General features: G+C 67.4%; 11 protein-coding genes. 8 read left to right on the forward strand and 3 right to left on the reverse strand.

The genetic code is table 11. The features are described 5' to 3' along the window. Positions 1-50: 50 nt before the first annotated feature. The 3 genes from ACOJB8_RS23305 to ACOJB8_RS23315 form a co-directional block, all read right to left on the reverse strand. Positions 51-1454 carry a c-type cytochrome gene (locus tag ACOJB8_RS23305; RefSeq protein ID WP_475014537.1) on the reverse strand — a complete coding sequence of 468 codons (1404 nt, stop codon included), beginning with the start codon at positions 1452-1454 and terminating at the stop codon, positions 51-53. Positions 1455-1467: 13 nt separating this feature from the next. Next, positions 1468-3069: a GMC family oxidoreductase gene (locus ACOJB8_RS23310; protein ID WP_342946985.1), complete on the reverse strand. Its 1602-nt coding sequence runs from the start codon at positions 3067-3069 to the stop codon at positions 1468-1470. A gap of 70 nt (positions 3070-3139) precedes the next feature. Further along, entirely contained in the window at positions 3140-3715 is a 576-nt protein-coding gene (locus ACOJB8_RS23315) for a sugar dehydrogenase complex small subunit (protein ID WP_342947175.1), read from the reverse strand. A gap of 353 nt (positions 3716-4068) precedes the next feature. Here ACOJB8_RS23315 and ACOJB8_RS23320 point away from each other — a divergent pair, with 353 nt between their 5' ends. The 8 genes from ACOJB8_RS23320 (at position 4069) to treY (ending at position 23571) form a co-directional block, all read left to right on the forward strand. Then, the gene (locus ACOJB8_RS23320; protein WP_069261362.1) at positions 4069-4725 is read left to right on the forward strand and encodes a DUF1345 domain-containing protein; all 657 of its coding nucleotides are present in this window, start codon (positions 4069-4071) and stop codon (positions 4723-4725) included. A 343-nt stretch (positions 4726-5068) separates the two neighbouring features. Next, on the forward strand, positions 5069-8563 hold the full coding sequence (locus tag ACOJB8_RS23325; RefSeq protein WP_342946984.1) for a maltotransferase domain-containing protein: 3495 nt from the start codon (positions 5069-5071) through the stop codon (positions 8561-8563). Between the two features lie 119 nt (positions 8564-8682). Further along, positions 8683-12015, forward strand: a complete 3333-nt coding sequence (treS, locus tag ACOJB8_RS23330) for a maltose alpha-D-glucosyltransferase (RefSeq protein WP_342947174.1) — start codon at positions 8683-8685, stop codon at positions 12013-12015. Next, positions 12008-14224, forward strand: a complete 2217-nt coding sequence (glgB, locus tag ACOJB8_RS23335) for a 1,4-alpha-glucan branching protein GlgB (RefSeq protein ID WP_342946983.1) — start codon at positions 12008-12010, stop codon at positions 14222-14224. Before treS ends, glgB begins: the two co-directional genes overlap by 8 nt. A 68-nt stretch (positions 14225-14292) precedes the next feature. Next, the gene (gene glgX / locus ACOJB8_RS23340) at positions 14293-16512 is read left to right on the forward strand and encodes a glycogen debranching protein GlgX (protein WP_475014543.1); all 2220 of its coding nucleotides are present in this window, start codon (positions 14293-14295) and stop codon (positions 16510-16512) included. Positions 16513-16538: 26 nt separating this feature from the next. Beyond that, complete coding sequence (gene treZ, locus ACOJB8_RS23345) at positions 16539-18440, forward strand: malto-oligosyltrehalose trehalohydrolase (RefSeq protein ID WP_475014548.1); 1902 nt, start codon at positions 16539-16541, stop codon at positions 18438-18440. Further along, positions 18437-20692, forward strand: a complete 2256-nt coding sequence (gene malQ, locus ACOJB8_RS23350; RefSeq protein WP_342946980.1) for a 4-alpha-glucanotransferase — start codon at positions 18437-18439, stop codon at positions 20690-20692. The genes treZ and malQ overlap by 4 nt, the downstream gene beginning before the upstream one ends. Then, the gene (gene treY / locus ACOJB8_RS23355) at positions 20689-23571 is read left to right on the forward strand and encodes a malto-oligosyltrehalose synthase (RefSeq protein WP_475014552.1); all 2883 of its coding nucleotides are present in this window, start codon (positions 20689-20691) and stop codon (positions 23569-23571) included. The genes malQ and treY overlap by 4 nt, the downstream gene beginning before the upstream one ends. The last annotated feature ends 6 nt before the right edge of the window (positions 23572-23577 follow it).

A 23577-nucleotide genomic window follows, 5' to 3' on the forward strand; every position in this document is an offset into this window, starting at 1 on the left:
GGTTATCAGTGCCGGCGCTAACGCGGCGCAACGCCCGGCGTTACGGTGAGTTACTGGGGCTGGGCACGCAGCGCCGCGACCTCGCCGGCCGTGAGCGTGGCCCGAAGATCGCCGAACTGCGTCGTCACGTAGTTGGAAATGGCTGCCACCTGTTCGTTGCTCAATGCATCGCCGAATGCCGGCATCAGCACGTCGCTGTCCTTCGTCTGGCGCCGCACACCGTGCAGGATCACCATCGCGAGGTTGTCCGGGCTCGGCGCGCCTGCAACGCTGTTATGAATGAGCGATGGATACGCGCCCGGCGCGCTTCCCCCCACGCCGCCGCCTGTCCAGTGGTGGCAACTCGCGCAGTTCGCCACGAAAAGCTGCAAGCCGTTCACGGTCGTGATCGTCGTGCCGCGCAGCGCGGTGATGTCGTTCACAGCGGGCTTGCCCCAGGCATCGCGCGGCCGCGTCACGCCGCCCGAAACCGGCGGCAGCGCGCGCAGATACGCCACGATCGAACGCAGGTCCTCATGCGTCAGATATTGCGTCGAGTGCTGGACCACGTCGGCCATCGGACCGGCTGCGCTCGCATGACCCGCGGCAATGCCCGTGGAGAGATAGGCGATCAGCGCGTCGTCGCTCCAGTTGCCAATGCCGCTCGTGCGGTCGGGCGTGATGTTGTAGGCCTGCCAGCCTGCTTGCGTCGCGCCCGAGAAACGCTCTGTCGTCTTGAGACCCTGCATGAAGTTGCGCGGCGTGTGGCATTCCTCGCAATGCGCGAGGCCTTCGACGAGATAGGCGCCGCGGTTGAATTCGGCGCTTTGCTTCGGGTCCGGCACGAAGCGGCCTTCGTTGAAGTTGAAGAGATTCCACAAGATCATCAGCCAGCGCTGGTTGAATGGAAAGCGCAGTTCGTTCGCGGGCGGCGTGTCATGCACCGGCGCGACCGTATTCAGATAGGCGCGGATCGCGAGCATGTCCCGCTCTGTCATGCGCGTGAATTCGACGTAAGGAAACGCGGGATACAGCCGCTTGCCGCCCTTGCCGATGCCTTCATGCAACGCGCGTATGAAGTCGGTATCGCTCCACTGGCCGATGCCGGTATCGGGGTCCGGCGTGATGTTCGGCGTGTAGATTTTTCCAAACGGCGTGCTGATGGGCAGGCCGCCCGCAAACGGCCGGCCTGGATCGGCGGTATGGCACGCAACGCAGTCGCCAATGCGCGCTAGATAGGCGCCGCGCTTGATGAGCTCGGGCTTGTCGGCGTCCGCAATGGGGGTCGACGTGTCGTCGCCGCGCGCCGTGGACATCGGCAGTTCGTCGACGGGACGCGAGTTCGACTCGTGCGAGGCATGCCACGCGATATAGAGCGCGAAGGCACAGAAAAGCGCGGCCGCGAGAGCGGCACGCGCGCGTCGCTCTCGCTCGTGATTCGTGGTGGCCGCTGTGGAGGACTTCGCTGTTTTCATCGTCTGGCTCGTATCAAAGCTCGTGGCGCAGCTTGTCGGCCAGCTTCAGCGACAGCGCGGCAATCGTCAGCGTGCAGTTCACCGAGGCGGCCGAGGGCATCACCGCGCTGCTGGCGACGAACAGATTCGCATGATCGTGCGTGCGGCAATCGGCATCGACGACCGAATCGGCGGCGTTCGCGCCCATGATCGTCGTGCCCATGATGTGATTGTTGGGCGCGAAGGTATCGTCGAATGCGATGTCCGTGCCGCCGAAAAGCTGCGCGATCTGCGCATAGAGTTCATGCGTGTTCGCCGCGCTCTTCTTGACGTAATCGTTGATCGAGTAATAGATCTCGGGCTGTGGAATGCCGAGCCCGTCCTTGTGTTCGCTCGAGGGCAGCACGCGGTTCTGCGGCTCGGGCAAATGCTCGTGGAAACTGTTGATGGTGAGCGTGCGCGACGTGCGCTCGCGTATCTCCCGGTCCAGTTCCGCGCCGGTCAAGCCATTCGCGATGAGCGCGGCCGTCACGGCCATGGTGGGCACCCCGTTCGACAGATGCAGTTTCTTCGCGGCATACGCGGAGCGGAACGCACCGTCGCGGAAGTTCACGACCGAGGTCATTTCCATGGGCCCGCGCCCCGGCCACAGTGGTTCGTTGGCCATGAACGTGATGCCCGTGCCCGGATGATCCATGAGATTGCGGCCCACCTGCCCGGAGCTATTGCCAATGCCGTGGGCAAACGCGTCGCTCTTCGACATCAGCATGAGCTTGGGCGTCTCGATGCCGTTCGCGGCGAGCACGAAGAGCTTGCCGGTCACACGCGTGCTTCTGCCGCCTGGATCCTTGTAGTGAACGGCGGTAACGAGCCCTTTGTTGTCGGCCTCGATGCGATAGACCACGGCCTGCGGCACGAGCTTCGCGCCCGCGCGCTCGGCCTTGTCCGCGTGAACCACGCCGTTGTACATCGCACCGATCGGGCAAATCGGCATGCAGTTGTTGTTGCCGCAGCAGGTGGGCCGCGCATCGAACGGGCGGCTATTGCGCGCGACCGGCTCGGGCACCACGTGAAAGCCATTCGCATTCAGTACTTGCGAGAAGCGCTGATCCATCCAGGAAAGCGGCAGCATGCTCATTGGATACGGCTTTGCCCGCGGCGAGCCGAGATCGTACGTCGCGTCCGGACCGGACACGCCCAGTGCCTCTTCCGCGAGCTGATACCACGGCTCCAGCGTCTCGTAGGGATAGGGCCAGTCGCGACCCACGCCGTACTGGGTTTTCAAACGAAAGTCCGCCGGCAGCAAGCGCCACGCGGCGGCGGCCCAGTGCCACGTGGTTCCGCCCACGAGACGCAAATATTGTGAGTTGTACGGATAATCGCCCTTCTGCACGAGATACTCGTTGGGCGGCGCGTATTCGGGATGCGGCGCGTAGCTCGCAGACGGATACGGCGTGGCGAAATCGGCCTTGGCGGGCGAATTGCGGAAGTTCTCCACGATCTGCCAGCGCGCAACGCGCGGCCCCGCTTCGAGCAGCACCACGCAAGCGCCGGCCCGGGCGAGCTGGTGCGCCACCAGACTGCCCGCCACGCCGGAACCGACGACGACCACGTCGGCGCAACGTCCTGTCGCCATTGTCGACCTCATCCTTTGGCTTTCGTTGTGGTGGCCTGGCGCGGCCGTGATGTATGTGCCGGTTGCTCCGCTATTCGCCTGCGGGTTTGTGCTTCCAGTGGAACGGCACGTCGCGGCAATACGAGGGAATCGTGAGCACGTCGTTGACGGGGTCGAACATCAACGCCTTTTCGAAGGCCACCACCTGCACCTTCGGCATCTCGCCCACGAGACCGAGATACCACGCGCGCATGATGTCGCCCACCATCGATGCGAGTTCCGGCTGATCGGGCTTGAGCGCGGCGGTCACGGTATCGGAGGGCACGCCGCCATGACCTTGAATCCAGGTGTTGAGCGTGGCGACATTCGCGTCGAACTGACTGCGCGCGTGGCCGAGCGCGGCATAGACGCGCTTGCCGAGCACGGCGTCGAAGCTCGTGCGGCCAGTGAGGCGCTGCGATAGCTCGATGAAGGCGTCATAGCCGGTACCGGATGCGCTCGCCGAGGTGGCCGCGAAAGCGCGGCCCACGCCGAAAGGCGCGCGCGAGCGCCCGGCAGCCGCGAAGGCGAGCAGCGCCGCTGCGCACGTTCCCGAGACGAAACGCCTGCGGCCAGGACGGCCGAGGCGCTCCAATACAGCAGGAAGATCGTGCGGCGCCTGAGACATCCCGTGTTGTGTCACCTCTGTCATGGGCACTCCAGATGAGGTCGATCCCGCCAGGTTCCCCTGGCGGGGGGCGAAACACGCTTGCCGCCGGCGCGGGCGGCGCCTGAAAACAGGCCATGCGAAAAACGTTTGCTATCGTCGTTCAACGCGGATCAATGCATATGCACCGTCGTTGCGCTGACTGCGAGAGCGCGCTTGCGCGTTGCGCAAGCAATATAGCCCCTTATGGCCCGATAAGACAAACCGAAAGCTTGCATGCCCGGCATAACAGTGAACAGCGCGTCACCCCGGCGGACCGCGCACGGTAGAATCGCCGCAATTGATTGCTAACCCGCGCGACCCCGGGCCACGCCATGAACTTCATACCGCTGGTACTGCGCAACCGGCCGCACTTGATGATCGCCATCGCCGTGGGCGTCGTGCTCGGCTTGCTCTCGCCCGCCTCGATCCATACTTCCGCGCGCGTCCTGCTCGGCTGGGACGCCACGGTATGGACCTACCTCGTGCTGATCTGGCTACACATGGTGTTAGCAAACGAAGAGAGCGTGCGCGCGAACGCCCGCCGCGAAGACGAAAACGCGGGGACCGTGCTGTTTCTCATCTGCATCGCAACGGTGGCGAGCATCGTCGCCATCGTCATCGAGCTGGGTACGACGAAGGATCTCGGCACGGCCTCGAAAGTGCTGCATTCGCTGCTCACGGGGCTCACGCTCATCGGGGCGTGGTTCCTCATTCCCACCATCTTCACGCTGCATTACGCGCGCCTCTACTACGGTTCCGATCCCAACGAGCCCGCTCTCGCGTTTCCCGACAAAAAGCTCACGCCGAATTACTGGGACTTTCTGTACTTCTCGTTCACCATCGCCTGCGCGTCGCAAACCGCCGATATCGGCCTGCGCGGGCGCAGCGCGCGGCGCGGTGTGCTCGCGCAATCGATTTTGTCGTTCTATTTCAACGTTTCTGTGCTAGGCCTGTGCGTGAACATCGCCGCCAGCATGGTCGGTAGCTGATCCGTTTTTCTCCGCTGCAACCGATACCGGCAATCGCCGCCGGGTTCTCCGCTGGATTCGCCCGCCTTTGCTCCCAGCCTTTGCGCCCAGGCTTTGCGAACATGCGCCTTGCACGCGGCGCCGCGCGCCTGTGTCGCTCATGGGCATGTGCCTTGCTCGACTCCCCCGCAAGTCGCCACGCGGCGCAAGCGGTTTGGTTCCGGCCTGCTCTTGCACTACTCTGAACAGGTGCCTGTCCACCACGCGCAGCGCGGCACGCTCCGGCAGCCCCCGGGCGGCGCGATCGCATTTCGGCTAACCCCGACTTGCATCCCCTTCGCCTGACGTACCTGGAATACGACCGATGGAACCCCCCCACGCCTATGCGCCGCGGATCTACTTCGTCCATTCCGTCCTGGCAGGACCACTCGACGCGTGGCCGGCGCACATCGCCCGCGCGGCGTCGCTTGGCTTCGATCACGTCCTGATCGGCGCGCTGTTCGCCTCGGGCGCGTCGGGCGACGACCGCATTGTCGCCGACCACGCGCGCCTGAACGCAGCCTTCGGCAGCCAGCTCTCCGCCGACGACGCCGTGCGCGAACTCGCGCTCGCGGCGCAATCGCGCGGCGTCACGCTGCTCGCCGATCTCGTGCTCGACCGCAGCGCCGCTGACGGCGCGCTCTACGCTGCGCATCCCGAATGGTTCCATCCCTTCGAGCCCGAAGACGCGCGCCTCGACCCACGCCACGGCCACAGCGAAGCCAACGTGGCCTATGCCGATTTCGAGCGCGCGAGCGCGCCGCTCATCGCATGGTGGACGGCGCGCGCCATCGCGCTCGTCGAAGCGGGCATCGGCGGCTTTCGCGTGGACTCGCCGCACCGCACGCCGCCCCACGTGCTACGCGCGATCTTCGATGCCGTACGCGCACGCTTTCCGCAAGCGCGCTGGCTCGCCGCGACACCAGGCCTGCCGCGCGAAGCGATCACGCACCTCGAAGGTGCGGGCTTCGACGCCGCCTTCTCCTCGCTGCGCTGGTGGGACTTCTCGTCGAGCTGGATGGTCGAGGAGCACGCCGCATTGCGCCGCGTAGGATCACCGATAACGTTTCCAGAAGCGCCCTATGGTGCGCGCTACGCGCACGATCAGGAAGGCGCCGCCGATGCGCGCGCGGTCGAGCGCGCCTATCGCCGCATGCTGCGCGCGGCAGCGGCGATAGGCACCGGCTGGCTCATGCCGATGGGTTTCGAATATGGCGTGGACGAAGCGACCTCGCACAGCGGCAACAGCACGCAGACGTGGGAAGCAGCGAAAGCCCGCGCGCCCTTCGATCTGAGCGCCGATGTCGCGCACGCCAACGCGCTGCAACGCGAAACGTGGGCGCTGCAGACCAACGGTGAACTGCGCGCACTCAGTGGCCCTGGCGCCAGCGTCGCGGCGCTCTTGCGCGGCGACCGCGCGGACCTGCGCGACGCGCAAGACGCCATCCTCACGCTCATCAATCCCGCGCTCGCCGCGCCTGTGCGCGTGGATCTCGCGCGCCTGCTCGACGGCGTGCCCGGCGGCTTCACGCGCTTCGCGCCGCTCGACGCCGAAACGCTGCGCGGCGCGCGCCTGCCCGCGCCGCGCGACGCGAGCGCTATTCCCGATGCGTTCACGCTGCCCGCGGGTGCATGCTGGATGTTCCGCGCGCTCGCGAGTCCGCTCGTAGTGCTCGCGCCGCCCGAAGATCGCGGCAAGACCGACACGAGTGGACACAAGAGCGTGCTCGAAGCGATCGCCGCGCCGCGTATTGCCATCGAGAGCGCGCAGCCCTCGGTCGATCACGGCCGCTTCGCCGCGAAGCGCACCGTCGGCGAGCGCTGCGAAGTGCGCGCGGCCATCTTCGCCGAGGGCCACGACCGCATCGACGCCGCCGTGCTCTGGCGCGCCGCCGACGAAACCGCCTGGCACGAGTCGCCGATGACGCCCGTGCCGCCCGCGGGCACCGACCTGTGGGCGGGCCACATTCCGCTCGATCGCATCGGACGCTACGAATACGTCGTGATTGCCTGGCGCGACGACTTCGCCTCGCTTGCGGAACATCTGCACAAGAAGCGCGCGGCGAGCCAGCCCGTCGATCTCGAACTGGAAGAAGCGAGCCGCCTGTTCGCGCTCGTGCTCGCCACTGCGGAAACATCGGGCTCGGGCGACGACGACCAGAAGCGCAACAACGAAACGCTCGACGCCATCGTCAAGCGCTTCATTGCTGCGGACACCGAAACACGCTGCGCGATCATCGCCGCGCCTGCGACCGCTGCGGCCGTGCGCGCCGCGCGCCATCGCCCGTTTCTCTCGCACGACACAATCGTCAATCGCGTGGATGCGGAGCGCGGCGCCGCACGCTTCGCAAGCTGGTACGAGATCTTCCCGCGCTCGATGAGCGACGACGAATCGCGCCACGGCACCTTCGACGACGTGATCGCGAAGATGCCGCGCATCCGCGAAATGGGCTTCGACGTGCTGTACTTCCCGCCGATCCACCCCATCGGCCTCGCCAACCGCAAGGGGCGCAACAACACGCTCAATGCGCAGCCCGGCGACGTGGGCAGCCCCTACGCGATCGGCGCGGCCGAAGGCGGCCATACCGCGGTGCATCCGCAACTGGGCACGCTCGAGGACTTCTGCCGCATGCTCGCCGCGGCGCGCGAACAAGGCCTCGAAATCGCGCTCGACTTCGCGATTCAATGCTCGCCCGACCACCCGTGGCTGAAGGCGCATCCCACCTGGTTCGCATGGCGGCCCGACGGCACGCTGCGCTACGCCGAAAATCCGCCGAAGAAGTACCAGGACATCGTGAACCCCGAGTTCTACGCGCACGACGCGAAGCCTGATTTGTGGCTCGCGCTGCGCGACGCGATCCTGTTCTGGGTGGACACGGGCGTGCGCATTTTCCGCGTGGACAATCCGCACACGAAGCCGTTGCCGTTCTGGGAATGGATGATCGCCGACGTGCGCGCACGTCACCCCGACGTGATCTTCCTCTCCGAAGCCTTCACGCGGCCGCGCCTCATGTACCGGCTCGCCAAGCTCGGCTTCTCGCAGTCATACACCTACTTCACGTGGCGCGAATCGAAACGCGATTTCACCGAGTACCTCACGGAACTCACACAAACCGAGGTGCGCGACTTCTATCGGCCTAACTTCTTCGTCAACACGCCCGACATCAATCCGCGCCATCTGCAGACTGGCGCGCGTTCGAGCTTCCTGATCCGCGCCGCGCTGGCTGCGACGCTTTCCGGGCTGTGGGGCGTTTACTGCGGCTTCGAACTGTGCGAAGGGCGCGCCATGCCCAATTCGGAGGAATATCTGGACTCCGAAAAATATCAGCTGCGCGCATGGGACTGGCATCGCCCCGGCAACATCGTCGCGGAGATCGCCACGCTCAACCGCATCCGGCGCGCCAACCCGGCGCTGCACACGCATCTCGGCATCACGTTCCTCGACGCGCGCAACGACTCGCTGCTCTGCTTCGAGAAGGCCACGCCCGCGCGCGACAACGTGCTCGTCGTGGCCATCAATCTCGATGCCTTCAACGAGCAGGGCGCCGACTTCGAACTTTCGTGGGCGACGTTCCAGCGCTGGCACCTCGACGACCACGCCCCCCTCAATGTGATCGACGAAACGACGGGCGAGCGCTTCGAATGGCGTGGGCGCTGGCAGCACGTGCGGCTCGACCCGCATGCGCGCCCGTTCGCGATCTGGCGCATCGAGCCCGCGGCGGGCCTGCCGCGCGAAGAACCGCTGCCTGAACACGCCGATGAGCACATCGAGGGCCATCCCGAACTGGACGCGGACTTCCCGCCCGGAGGAGCGACATGAAACGCGACCCCGCTACCCACGAGCCTGTCGCAACGAACGTGCAGACCGTCACGCGAGACTCGACCGCACACGATCCACACCATGAGGAACGCGGCACGCAACGGCGCGGCAAGGCGTCGATGCTGTCCGACGACCCGCTCTGGTACAAGGACGCGATCATCTATCAGGTGCACGTGAAATCGTTCTTCGATGCGAACAATGACGGCGTGGGCGACTTCCCTGGCCTGCTCGCGAAACTCGATTACATTGCCAGCCTCGGCGTCACGGCGATCTGGCTGCTGCCGTTCTACCCCTCGCCGCGCCGCGACGACGGCTACGACATCGCCGACTATCGCAACGTGCACCCCGACTACGGCCAGCTCGCCGACGTGCGCCGCTTCATTCAGGAAGCGCATGCGCGCGGCATGCGCGTGATCACCGAACTGGTCATCAACCATACCTCGGACCAGCACCCGTGGTTCCAGCGCGCGCGGCGCGCCAAGCCCGGCTCTAATCATCGCAACTACTACGTGTGGTCCGACACCGACCAGAAGTACCTGGGCACGCGCATCATCTTCATCGACACGGAGCCGTCCAACTGGACGCACGACCCCGTGGCCGGCGCGTACTACTGGCACCGCTTCTATTCGCACCAGCCCGACCTGAACTTCGACAATCCGGCCGTGCTGCGCGAAGTGCTGCAGGTCATGCGCTTCTGGCTCGACATGGGTATCGACGGGCTGCGTCTGGACGCCGTGCCCTATCTCGTGGAGCGCGAAGGCACGAACAACGAGAACCTGCCCGAAACGCACGGCATTCTCAAACGGATCCGCGCGGCCATCGACGAGCACTACCCGAACCGCATGCTGCTGGCCGAAGCGAACCAGTGGCCGGAAGATGTGCAGGAGTACTTCGGCAACGAAGACGAATGCCACATGGCGTTCCACTTCCCGCTCATGCCGCGCCTCTACATGGCGATTGCGAGCGAGGACCGCTTCCCGATTCTCGACATCATGAAGCAGACGCCGGACTTGCTGCCGAGCTGCCAGTGGGCGATCTTCCTGCGCAATCACGACGAACTCACGCTCGAAATGGTGACGGACTCCGAGCGCGATTACCTCTGGAACACCTACGCGAGCGACCGGCGCGCGCGCCTGAACCTCGGCATTCGCCGGCGTCTCGCGCCGCTCATGGAGCGCGACCGCCGCCGCATCGAACTCATCAACTCGCTGCTGCTCTCCATGCCCGGCACGCCCGTGATCTATTACGGCGACGAACTCGGCATGGGCGACAACATCCACCTGGGCGACCGCGACGGCGTGCGCACGCCGATGCAGTGGTCGTCGGACCGCAATGGCGGCTTCTCGCGCGCCGACCCCGAACAGCTCGTGTTGCCGCCGCTCATGGGCTCGCTCTATGGGTACGACGCCATCAACGTCGAAGCGCAAAGCCGCGATCCGCATTCGCTGCTCAACTGGACGCGTCGCATGCTCGCCACGCGCCGCGCAAAGCAGGCGTTCGGGCGCGGCACGATCCGCTTCCTGCGGCCCGCGAACCGCAAGATTCTCGCGTACCTGCGCGAGATGCCCGGCGAAGCGCCGATCCTCTGTGTGGCGAACCTCTCACGCGCGCCACAGGCGGTGGAACTCGATCTTTCCGAATTCGCGGGCATGTCCCCCGTCGAAATGACGGCCGACTCCGTGTTTCCGGCCATCGGGCAACTGCCTTATCTGCTGACTTTCCCGCCCTACGGCTTCCTGTGGTTCCTCCTGAGCGCCGGCGATCAGCGGCCTTCGTGGAGCCAGCCGACTTCGGAGCAATTGCCCGAGTTCGTGACCGTGGTGATCCGCGAAGGGCAAACCGGTGCGACGCCCGAAAACGTGCGGCTGCTCGAATCGGAAGTGCTGCCTTCGTGGCTCTCGCGTCGCCGCTGGTTCGCCTCCAAGGACAAGCCGCTGCGCTCCGTGCGCCTCGCGGCGCTCACGACGATTTACGGCGCGGGCTTCGCGTTCACAGAAATCGAGGCCGAGCTGTCGGACGGCACGAGCGAGCGCTACGTCCTGCCGATCGCGATTACCTGGGGCACCGAAATCACCACGCCGCTGCATATTCAGCTCGCGCTCTCGCGCGTGCGGCGCGGCCGCACGGTGGGCTATCTCACGGATGCGTTCTCGCTGCCGTGGTTCGCCTATGGCGTGCTGCGCAAGCTGCGCGAGCGCGCCACGGTACCCACCGTGCAGCAGAGCACGATCCGCTTCGAGCCGACCGAGCGACTCGACGAACTCGACCTTGGCGAGACGCCGGAGGTGCGCTGGCTCGCGGCTGAGCAGAGCAACAGCTCGCTCGTGATCGCGGAAACCCTCGTGCTCAAGATCGTGCGCCGGCTGATGGCGGGCGTGCACCCCGAAGCGGAAATGAGCCGCTACCTCACGAAGCTCGGCTACGCGAACACGGCGCCGCTCTATGGCGAAGTGGTGCGTGTCGATCCCGCGGGCGTACCGCATACGCTCATCATCGTGCAGGGTTTCATCGACAATCAGGGCAATGCGTGGGACTGGGCGCTCGACTATCTGCGCCGCACGATCGACGAACTCGCGCTCGCCGTGGACGACGACACGAGCGTCGACCAGGCGCACGAGGAGGAAGCCGTGCACGGCTATTGCGCGGTGATCGGCGCCATCGGCAAGCGCCTGGGCGAGTTGCACGCGATGCTCTCCCAACCCAGCGACGACGAAGCCTTCGCGCCCGTTGCCGCCACCCCCGACGACGTGCGCAACTGGATTGCCGACACCAAGACCATGCTCAACGAAGCACTCGACATCGTCGCGCAGCATACGGGCGAAGACGAGCAAACGCTCGACGAAGACGCGCGCGACCTCGCGCGCAGCCTGATCGATCGCCGCAAGGCGCTCGTCGCGAAGATCGACGAACTCGTGCCCGACGACACCAAGGCCGCGCGCATCCGCATCCATGGCGATTTCCACCTGGGCCAGGTCCTGCTTTCCCAGGGCGACGCGTATTTGATCGACTTCGAAGGCGAGCCCGCGCGAGCGCTCGACTACCGGCGCGCCAAGACCTCGCCGCTGCGCGACGTGGCGGGCCTGTTGCGCTCGCTCTCGTATGCGGGCGCCGCCGCGCAATCGACGCTCGAAAACGCGCCGCAGCAAGTCGTCGATCGCAAGCGCGCCCTGTTCGAGCGCTTCCGCGGCTATGCGGCCGAAGCATTCCTGAGCCAGTACCGCGCGGCCGTGGCAGAAGGACCGCTCACGCTCGTCAGCGCTTCGCACGAGCAGGCGCTGCTCGACCTGTTCCTGATCGAGAAAGCGGCTTACGAGATCCGCTACGAGGCGGCCAACCGCCCCACCTGGCTCGCGTTGCCGGTACGCGGTCTCGCGGCGCTGGCGGCACGCGTGCTAGGGCTCACCCCTACGCAGTCCACGCAATCGCATTCCGGCGGAGGTGGCCATGGTTGAGCGCGCGGCCCAAGCCGGGCTGAATCTCCACGACGCCGACGCACTCGCCGGCGCGTACCACTCCGATCCTTTCTCCGTGCTCGGGCTGCACTGGGTGGACGGCGCCCCTTACGTGCGCGCATGGCTGCCGAACGCCTCAGGCGCGAGCGTGGTGGCGCGCGACCGCGCCCACACGCTCGGTGAACTCTCGCTCGTGCATCCGGCAGGCCTCTATGCGGGACCACTCGCGGAAGCGGTGCCCTACCGGCTCGTGGTCGACTGGCATGGCGTGAGCCAGGAAATCGAAGATACCTATTCATTCGGCCCGCAGCTATCGCACGAAGCGCTGGTGCGTCTCGCAGACGGGGACCCCTACGCGGTGCTCGAATGCCTTGGCGCGCGGCCCTTGACCTGCGACGGCATCCCCGGCGTGCGCTTCGCGGTCTGGGCGCCGAATGCGAAGCGCGTCTCCGTGGTGGGCGACTTCAACGCGTGGGACGGGCGGCGTCACCCCATGCGGCTGCGCCACGAAGCCGGCGTATGGGAGCTGTTCATTCCGCGTGTGGCGGCCGGTGCGCGTTACAAGTACGAGATACTCGGCGCGCGCGGCGCGGTCCTGCCGCTCAAGGCCGATCCCTGTGCGCTGCAGACGGAGTGCCCGCCGGGCACGGCTTCGATCGTGGCGCCCGTCGAGGCGATCGACCACTACGCGTGGCGCGATCACGAGTGGCTGCAAACGCGCGCCGAACGGCAGAACGCACGCGCGGCCATGTCGGTCTACGAGGTCCATGCGCCTTCATGGCTGCCCACGCAAGGCGCCGATGCCCCCGCGCCCGACTGGGGCGCGCTCGCCGAGCGCCTGATCCCCTACGCGCAGGGCATGGGCTTCACGCACATCGAATTGCTGCCCGTGGCGGAACACCCGTTTGGCGGCTCGTGGGGCTATCAGCCGCTCTCGCAGTTCGCGCCCACCGCGCGCCTTGGCGCGCCGGTGGACTTCGCGGCGTTCGTCGACCGCGCGCACGAAGCGGGGCTCGGCGTGATTCTCGACTGGGTGCCCGCGCATTTCCCGAACGACGCGCACGGTCTAATCGATTTCGACGGCACGGCGCTCTACGAGCATGCCGACCCGCGCGAGGGCTATCACCCCGACTGGAACACGATGATCTACAACCTGGGACGCCGCGAGGTGAGCGCGTTCCTCGTCGCTTCGGGCCTTGCGTGGCTCATGCGCTATCACGTAGATGCGCTGCGCGTGGACGCAGTCGCCTCGATGCTCTACCGCGACTATTCGCGTGCGCAAGGCGAATGGGTACCCAACATCTATGGCGGTCGCGAAAATCTCGAATCGATTGCGTTTCTCAAGCGCCTCAATCACGAAACGCAATATGTTCCGCAACGCCCCGGCGTCATCACCATTGCTGAGGAATCCACAGCATGGCCGGGCGTCACGGCGCGCCCCGAGGATGGCGGCCTCGGCTTCCAGTTCAAGTGGAACATGGGCTGGATGCACGACACGCTGCACTATATGCACGAAGACCCTGTCTATCGCCGCTATCACCATCACCTGATGACGTTCGCGATGGTCTACGCGTGGTCCGAACGCTTCGTGCTGCCGCTGTCGCATGACGAAGTGGTGCACGGCAAGGGGTCGCTGCTCGGCAAGATGCCGGGCGACCGCTGGCAGAAGTTCGCGAACCTGCGCGCGTATTTCGGCTTCATGTGGGCGCACCCCGGCAAGAAGCTGTTGTTCATGGGCGGCGAGTTCGGGCAGATGGCCGAATTCGATCACGACGGCACGCCGCACTGGAACCTGCTCGACGATCCGCTGCACCGCGGCGTGCAAACGCTCGTGCGCGACCTGAACCACCTCTACGCGAGCGAGCCCGCGCTCTACACGCTCGACTCGGAACCCGGCGGCTTCGAATGGCTGGTGTCCGACGACAGCGAAAACAGCGTGCTCGCGTGGCGCCGCGTGGACGGATCGGGCCGCGAGATCGTGGTGATCTGCAACTTCACGCCGGTGCCGCGCCACGGCTACCGCATCGGCATGCCGCAGCCGGGACAGTGGGAAGAGGCGCTCAACACCGACGCCGAAGTGTACGGCGGCTCGAACATGGGCAACGGGGGCCTCGTCAGCACGGAGGGCGTGGTGAGCCATGGCAAGCCGCAGTCGGCCGCACTCGTCCTGCCGCCGCTCGGCACGCTGATCCTGCGCCTGCGCCGCTAAGCCGGCGCAGCGGCGGGATTTGATCAGGAACCCGATGCAAAACGAAGAACAACAGATGGAGCATCGTCATGGCAAACGGTCCGCCTGAGCGCCTGCTGCCCGGCTCCCCCTGGCCGCTCGGGGCGACGTGGGACGGACTCGGCACCAACTTCGCCGTGTTCTCGGCCCACGCGTGGCGCATCGAGCTGTGCCTCTTCGACCCCACCGGCCGCAAGGAGCGCATTCGCTACACCTTGCCCGAATGCACCGATGAGGTGTGGCACGGCTATCTGCCGGGCGCGCATCCCGGCACCGTCTATGGCCTGCGCGCGCATGGGCCCTATCAGCCGCATCTGGGGCACCGCTTCAATCCGCACAAGCTGCTGCTGGACCCTTACGCGAAGCAGCTCATCGGGCAGTTCCGCTGGTCGGACACGCTCTATGGCTACCGCGCGCATTCGAACCGCGTGGACCTCTCGATCGACCGGCGCGATTCCGCGCCGGCCATGCCCAAGTGCGTGGTCGTGAACGACAACTTCGACTGGTCGCGCGACCGGCGGCCCAACACACCGTGGGGCGACACCATCATCTACGAGGCGCATCTGCGCGGTCTGTCGATGCAGCGTTACGATTTGCGCACGCACATGCGGGGCACCTTTGCCGGGCTGGCCGCGCCGCGTTTCATCGACCATCTGCACAACCTCGGCGTGACGGCCATCGAGATCCTGCCGGTACACGCGTTTCTCTCCGAGCGCTTTCTGATCGACCGCGGACTGCGCAACTACTGGGGATACAACTCGGCCGCGTTCTTCGCGCCCGAGCCCAGCTACCTCGTGGGCTATGACACCGACGAAATGCGCATTGCCGTGCGCCAGCTTCATGCGGCGGGTATCGAAGTCATTCTCGACGTGGTCTACAACCACACCTGCGAAGGCGGCGAAATGGGCCCCACCGTCTCGTGGCGCGGCCTCGACAACGCCAGCTATTACCGCTGCGTGCCTGGCGACGAGCGCCACTTCATCAACGACACGGGCTGCGGCAACACGCTCGACTTTTCGCATCCGCGCGTGCTGCAGATGGTCGCCGATTCGCTGCGCCACTGGGTCACGTCATATGGCATCGACGGCTTTCGCTTCGACCTGGGCGTCACGCTCGGGCGCGAGCCCGCGGGCTTCGACCCGAACGGCGGCTTCTTCGACGTGCTGCGCCAGGACCCCGTGCTTTCGCAATGCAAGCTGATTTCCGAGCCGTGGGACGTGGGCCCGGGCGGCTATCAGCTTGGCAACCACCCGCCCGGCTTTTCCGAATGGAACGATCGCTTTCGCGACAGCGTGCGGCGCTACTGGCGCGGCGCGCCGGGCCAGCGCGCCGACCTCGCGGCGCGCCTGACCGGCAGCGCGGATCTGTTCGACAAACGCAAGCGCCGGCCCTGGGCGTCGATCAATTTCGTCACCTCGCACGACGGCTTCACGCTCGCCGATCTCGTTTCGTACGAGCGCAAGCACAACGAAGCGAACGGCGAAGAGAACCGCGACGGCCACAATGAAAACTGGAGCGCGAACTGGGGTGTGGAAGGCCCGACCGACGACCCCGCAATCCTCGCCACGCGCGCACGCGTGGGCCGCTCGATGATGGCCACACTCCTCATCGCGCTCGGCACACCCATGCTGCTCGCGGGCGACGAGGCTTGCCGCACCCAACGCGGCAACAACAACGCGTACTGCCAGGACAACGACATTTCGTGGTTCGACTGGGCGCTCGCCGAAACGCCCCAGGGCAAGGCCATGACGCGTTTCGCCGCGCGCGTGATCGCGCTGCGCCGCGAACATCCGCTGCTGCACGAAACGCGCTTTCTGTTCGGCGAGCGCGAGCTGATGCCCGGCGTGCACGACATCGACTGGTTCGACGAACGCGGCGAGCCGCTCTCGCCCGAGGCCTGGCACGCCCCGGAAGCGAGCGCGTTCACCATGCGACGCGCCGGAGCGGGACTCCACGGCCAAATGGAAGTATTGTTAATGATGCTGAACGCCTCGCAGGGCGCGGTGACGTTCATCGCGCCCGCTCCGCGCATGGCATGGGAGGTGCTGCTCGATACCGCGCGGCCCGACGCAGTGCCCTACGCGCTGCCCGACACGACGTACGAACTGGCCGCGCGCGCGCTCGCCGTGCTCTGCGCCCGTCCGGCGCGTGCCGACACGCACCGGCCAGTGGGCACGCGCGGCGACGCGGCCACGCCGGACCCGCGCCGCACGCCGGGCGCCTCCGGGTCGGGCGCCCCCGCGGGCCCGGACCAAGCCGCCGCTGGATAGGAACAGGACGCAACCAGGAATCCACCATGTCCCCGCTTTCGCACGATCCGCACGCCCGCCAGTACATGCATTGCCTGCCGTTCGGCGCGCAGCTGATCGGCGCGGCGCACGCGCAGCCGCATACGCGCTTTCGTTTCTGGGCGCCGTCGTGTCAAACGGTGCAGGTCGTGTTCGAGAACGTGAGAGACGCGCCGCCGCTCGACATGACGCCGACCGGTAACGGCTGGTTCGAAGCGCAGGCGTCGTGCGGGCCGGGCACGCTGTACCGCTACTGCCTCGACGGCCAGCAACGCGTACCCGACCCCGCATCGCGCTTCCAGCCGCAGGGCGTGCATGGGCCGAGCGAAGTGCTAGACCCGCGCGCGTACGCCTGGCAGCATGCGCACTGGCAAGGACGCCCTTGGGAAGAGACCGTGATCTACGAGCTGCACGTGGGCGCGCTGGGCGGCTATCAGGGTGTAATGAAACGTCTGCCCGCGCTGGCGGCGCTCGGCGTGACGGCCGTCGAACTCATGCCGCTCAACGACTATCCGGGCGAGCGCGGCTGGGGCTACGACGTCGTGCTGCCCTACGCGCCGCACGCGGCCTATGGCAGTCCTGACGAACTGAAAGCGCTCGTCGATGCCGCGCATGGGCTGGGGCTGCAGATGTTCATCGACGTCGTGTACAACCACTTCGGCCCCGACGGGAACTGGCTCGGCCTCTACGCCAAACCGTTTTTCCGCCAGGACGTGAAGACGCCGTGGGGCGAAGCGCTCGACTTCGACCGCTTCGAAGTGCGCGACTTCTACTGCGACAACGCGCTCTATTGGCTCACGGAATATCGCTTCGACGGTCTGCGCATCGACGCTGCACATGCGATCGGCAACACCGACTGGTTGCGCGAGCTGGCCGACCACGTGAAGGCGCGTGTCGAGTCCGGCCGCCATGTGCACCTCGTGCTCGAAAACGAGCACAACGAAGCCAATCTGCTCGAATCGCACTTCAGCGCGCAATGGAACGACGACGCGCATCACTGCTTTCACGTGCTGCTCACCGGCGAGTCGGAAGGCTACTATCGCGCCTTCGAGGATTCGCCCATCGGCAAACTCGCGCGCGTGCTCGGCGAAGGCTTCGTGTACCAGGGCGACCCGTCGCCCGTGCACGGGGGCAAGCCGCGCGGCGAACCGAGCGCGCACCTGCCGCCCACCGCGTTCGTGATGTTCCTGCAGAACCACGACCAGATCGGCAACCGCGCGATGGGCGACCGGCTGCGCACGCTGGCCGACGACGACGCCCTGCGCGCGGCCACGGCAATGCTGCTGCTTTCGCCGCAAATTCCGCTGCTCTTCATGGAGGAGGAATACGGCTCGACGCAGCCGTTCCAGTTTTTCACCGCCTTCACCGGCCAGTTGGCCGATGCGGTACGCGAAGGCCGCCGCAGCGAATTCAAGGCATTCAGCGCGTTCAACGACGAAGCGAGCCGGGCGCGCATTCCCGATCCGAACGATCTGCAGACCTTCGTGAATTCGTCGCCGCTGGCCGACGCGCCGCTCGACGGCGAACGGCTCGAATGGATGCACTTCTATAAGTCGGCGCTATGCGTGCGGGCGCACCTGCTCATGCCGCGCTTGCGCCACGCGCGCGCGCTCGGCGCGACCGTGCTCGCCGACGACGCTGCGAACGGTCTCGCCGCGCTCGTCGCGCGCTGGCGCCTCGACGATGGCGAAACGCTCACGATCGCGCTGAACCTGGGCCGCGACGGCGTCCCGCTCGAGCCGCGGCCCGAAGGCATGGTGATATTCGAAACGCCGCCACGTGCGCGCGACCTTGCCGAAAATGGCCTGCTGCCCGAGAGCGCGTGCGTTGCATGGCTCACCGGCAACGTGCCCGAGTACTCGAGCGAACACGACGCGCGCATCGTGCATCGCGAGGAGCCCAACGCATGAGCACGGCGCGCCGCAGCGACACGCTCGCGACACTCGCCGCACGCGCGGGCTTCGAGGTCGAATGGACCGACGCACACGGCGCCGTGCAGCGCGTTCCCGACAGCACGCTCTCCGCTCTGCTGGAATGCGCGGGCCTGCCTTGCGCCAACGCCACGCAAATCCGGCAGAGCACCTCCGCACTCAATGCGGAACAGTCGACGCGGCGACTGCCGCCGCTCATCACCGCCGAATACGACAGCGCGATCGAACTGCCGCCTTCTGCCGTACGCGCGGGCAGCCACTATCGGATCGACCTCGAAAGCGGCGAGCATATCGAGGGCCGCTTCACCTCGCCGCGCGGCGAGAGCGCGTTGCTCGCGCCGCTTGCGGAGCCGGGCTATCACACGCTCACCGTCAACGACCATCGCCTGACGATCGCGGTCGCGCCGCCGCACTGCCATACCGTCGCCGACGCCTGGCGCGCACGTCACGGCGACAGCGGCACAGTGCCGCCGCTGTGGGGCCTCGCCGCGCAATTGTACGGACTCCGACGCAACGGCGACGGCGGCATCGGCGACTACAGCGCGCTCGCCGCGCTCGCCGCGCAAAGCGCGCGGCGCGGCGCGCAGGCGCTCGCGGTGAGCCCGACCCACGCGATGTTCAGCGCCGAGCCGGGTCACTTCAGCCCCTATTCGCCGTCGTCGCGCCTGTGGGTCAATGTCGCGCACATCGACCCCGCTGCGGAATTCGGCGCCAAGGCCGCGCACGACGCGAGCGCGGCCGCGAATGCGCTCGACGCGTGGCGCGAACTCGAAGCCGCGCCGCTCGTGGACTGGCAGCGTGCGTTGCCGCTCAAGCTCAAGGTGCTGCGCGCGCTGTTCGAGCGCTTCGACGCCGACGAGCGCGCGAGCGGCTCGCCGCGTGCCGCCGCCTTCGCCGCGTTCTGTGCGCAGGGCGGCGAGGCGCTCGAAGACCACGCGCGTTTCGAGGCGCTGCAGGAAGCCATGCTGCATGGTCCCGGCGGCGAGCGCCACTGGCGCGACTGGCCCGAGCCGCTGCGCGACCCGCGCAGCGCCGACGTGGCGACGTTTGCGCAGGAGCACCGGCGCGAAGTCGACTTTCACCGCTTCCTGCAATGGCTCGCAGCGCTCGGGCTCTCGGGCGCGCAGCGCAGCGCGCACGAGGCCGGCATGGCGATCGGCCTCGTCGCCGATCTCGCCGTGGGCTGCGACGGCGCGGGCTCGCACGCGTGGTCGCTGCCGCAGGACATGCTGCAACGCGTTTCGGTCGGCGCGCCGCCCGACATCTTCAACCAGGCCGGGCAAAGCTGGGGGCTCACGACGTTCTCGCCGCGCGCCATGCACAACAACGGCTTCCGCGCGTTCATCGACATGCTGCGCGCGGCCTTCGCCCATGCGGGCGGTGTGCGCATCGACCATATTCTCGGGCTGCGCAGGCTCTGGCTCGTGCCCGAAGGCGAAAGCGCGCGCCACGGCGCGTATCTGCGCTATCCGTTCGACGACCTCGTGCGGCTCATCGCGCTCGAATCGTGGCGGCATCGCGCGATCGTGATCGGCGAAGACCTCGGCACCGTGCCGCCGGGGCTGCGCGAGCGGCTCGCCGCGCACGGCCTGTATGGCATTCGCGTGCTGTGGTTCGAGCACGACGGCAAGGGCTTTCTCGCGCCCGCGCGCTGGGACCCGCATGGCGTCGCGACGACCACCACGCACGATCTGCCGACCGTCGCGGGCTGGTGGAGCGGCGCGGACATCGACTGGCGCAACCGCATCGGCCAGACGCTCCCGCGTGCCGACGGACGCGACCCCGTCGCGCTCGACCGCGCGCGGCGCGCGACGGATCGCGTCGCGCTCTGGCATGCGTTGCAGCACAGCGGGCTCGCGCCGCGCGACACCGAACCGCCGCCGGCCGACGAGCCGCCCGTGAATGCCGCGCTCGCCTATGTCGCGGCAACGCACAGCCCGCTCGTCACCTGCCCGCTCGAAGACCTGCTCGCGTTGTCCGACCAGCCGAATCTGCCCGGCTCGATCGACGAGCATCCGAACTGGCGCCGCCGCCTGCCGCTGCCCGTCGAGACGCTGTTCGCCGATCCGGCCGTGGCCGCGCGCGTCGAAGCCGTCGTACGCGCACGCGAGGCCGTTGCGCGCACGCGCGCCGAGCCGAGCGCCGGTGCAGGCGCGAGCGACGCCAACTCAACCGCGAACTCAACCGCCAGCTCGGCGCCAGGTGCGACCGAAAAGAAGCCGACGCCATGACACACCCTCGCGCGACGCTGCGCCTGCAGCTCCATCACAGCTTCACGTTCGCCGACGCGCTCGCGCAGCTCGACTACTTCGCCGCGCTCGGCGTGAGCCATCTCTACCTTTCCCCCGTCACGACCGCGCAGCCCGGCTCGATGCACGGCTACGACACCGTCGACTACGGCACGGTGAGCGCGGAACTGGGCGGCGAAGGCGCGCTGCGCCGCTTCGCCGCGAAAGTGCACGAGCGCGGCATGGGCATCATCGCCGACTTCGTGCCGAATCACATGGGCGTGGGCGGCGGCCACAACGCCTGGTGGCTCGACATCCTCGAATGGGGACGTCACAGCGCGTACGCGCGCCACTTCGACGTGGACTGGCACTCGCCCGACCCCGCCCTGCGCGGCAAGGTGCTGATGCCGTTTCTCGGCGCCCAGTACGGCGAAGAACTCGCCGCAGGCCGCATCGAGCTGAAGTTCGATCCCGCCGCCGCGCGCTTTTATGTGCAGTACGGGCCGCACGTGTGCCCGATCTGCCCGACCGATTACGCGACGCTCCTGCAGTCCGCGAACCGCGCCGATCTCAACACGCTCGCCGGACCATTCCAGGGCCTCACGACCCAGCCCGACGACCAGGCGCGCGCCAGCGCCGGTCGCGACGCGCTGCGCGCGTTCGTCGAGCGGGTCGGCACGGACCCCATCGACTTCGTTCTGGAATCCTATGCAAGCGGCGACCCGGTGCCGCGCGAGCGGCTGCACCGCCTGCTGGAGCGCCAGCACTTCCGGCTCGCGTGGTGGCGCACGGCCACCGACGAGATCAACTGGCGGCGCTTCTTCGACATCACCGCGCTCGCCGGCGTGCGCGTGGAACGTCACGACGTGTTCGAGGCCGTGCACAAGCTCGTGTTTCGCCTTTACGCCGACGGCGTGATCGACGGCCTGCGCATCGACCATATCGACGGGCTCGCGGACCCGCGCGAGTACTGCGAACGCCTGCGGCAGCGGCTCGCCTCGCTGCGCGCCACGCCGCCCTACATCGTGGTCGAGAAGATCCTCGGGCAAGGCGAAACGCTGCGCGACGACTGGCCCGTGCAAGGCACGACCGGCTACGACTTCATGAACGACGTGGGCGCCTTGCTGCACGATCCTGCAGGCGCAGCGCCGCTCGCCGAGGCGTGGGCCGCCATCTCCGGCGACGACCGGCCGTTCGCGGCCTACGCGCTCGACGCGCGCCGCGAGATGCTGGCCGCCTATCTGCCCGCGGAACTCGACCACGTGACGCGTGCGCTGCACCGCATCGCGCGCGAACTCCCGGGCACGCGCGACACCACCTATGCGTCGGTGCATCGCGTGGCTGCCCATCTGGCCATGTACTTCCCGATCTACCGGATCTATCCGGCGAACGGTTTGCGCAGCGCGCTCGACAACCGTTATTTCGACGTTGCGCTCGACGCCGCGCGCCGTGCACTGCCGCGCGCGAGCCTCGCGGCGCTCGACCTCGTCGACGGCTGGCTCGGCGGTCGCGCCCCCGAACCTGCCGCGAACAACGCCAGCGGCGGCGGCGGCAACAGTGGAGGCAGCGCCGCCAGGACGCCACGCGCCGCGCCAGCCGGGGCGAACGCGGGTGCGGGCGGCAACCAGGGGAATACGCCGCTCAGCCACGCGCTCATCGCGCAGCGCACAGCGCTCGCGCTGTTCTCCCAGCTCACCGCGCCGCTCGCGGCGAAGGCCACGGAGGACACGGCGCTCTATCGCTACGGCCGCCTGCTCTCGCGTAACGAAGTGGGCGCGGACCCCGACGATTTCGCGCGCACGCTGCATGACTTTCACGCGACGAACCGGCTGCGCCAGCGTCGTCCTTATGGGCTGCTCGCCACGGCCACGCACGACCACAAGCGCGGCGAGGACGTGCGGGCGCGGCTCGCCGTATTGAGCGAGATGGCGCTCGACTGGAGTGCCACGCTGCGCGCCTGGTCGACGCTGAACCAGACGCATCGCCGCAACGAAGGGACGGCCGGCGCGGCATGGTCGCCGGGACCGGCCGCCGAGGCGATGCTGTATCAAACGCTGGTGGGCTGCTGGCCGCCCGAACTGGACCCGGGCGACGAAGCGGGCGTGCATGCGCTGGCGGAGCGCGTCTCGACGTGGCTGCTCAAGGCGTTGCGCGAAGCGAAGCTGCGCACGAACTGGCTCTCGCCCGACGAAACCTATGAGTCGGAGTGCCAGGCATTTCTCTTCGATATCCTCGCACCGCAACGGCGCGACGGCTTTCTGCAGGCGCTGGCCGAATTCGTCGCGCGTGTGGCGCCCGCTGGCGCACTCAATACGCTGCTGCAAACGGTACTGCGGCTCACCTCGCCGGGCGTGCCCGACCTCTATCAGGGCACCGAACTCTGGGACTTTAGCCTCGTCGATCCGGATAACCGGCGGCCCGTCGATTACGCCGCCCGCGCGGCCGCGCTCGATGAGCAGGCGCCCGCCGCGAAGCTGAAGGACTGGCGCAACGCCCAGGTGAAGCTGGCCACCGTGCACCGCCTGCTCGCGCTGCGAGCGCGCGCACCCGAACTGCTGCGCGAAGGCGACTATCTGCCGCTTACGGTGAGCGGCGCGCAGGCCTCGCATGTGATCGCTTTCGCGCGCCATCACGGCGACGCGTGGGCCATCGTGATCGGCACACGCTTCGCGGCGGGCTTGCTGGATGGCGACACCCCGCTCGTCGCGCCCGAACGCTGGGAAGATACGACCGTCGAGTTGCCCAAAGGATGCGCGCCAGCCACGCTGCACGACTGGCTCAGCGACGCCACGCACACGGTGCGCGAAGGCGGGACGCTCGCACTGCGCGACATCCTGGGCGCAATGCCCGTCGCGGTGCTCGCCACACTCGCGCGCAGCTAGGCTGCA

Source organism: Paraburkholderia sp. BR10141, assembly GCF_056155635.1.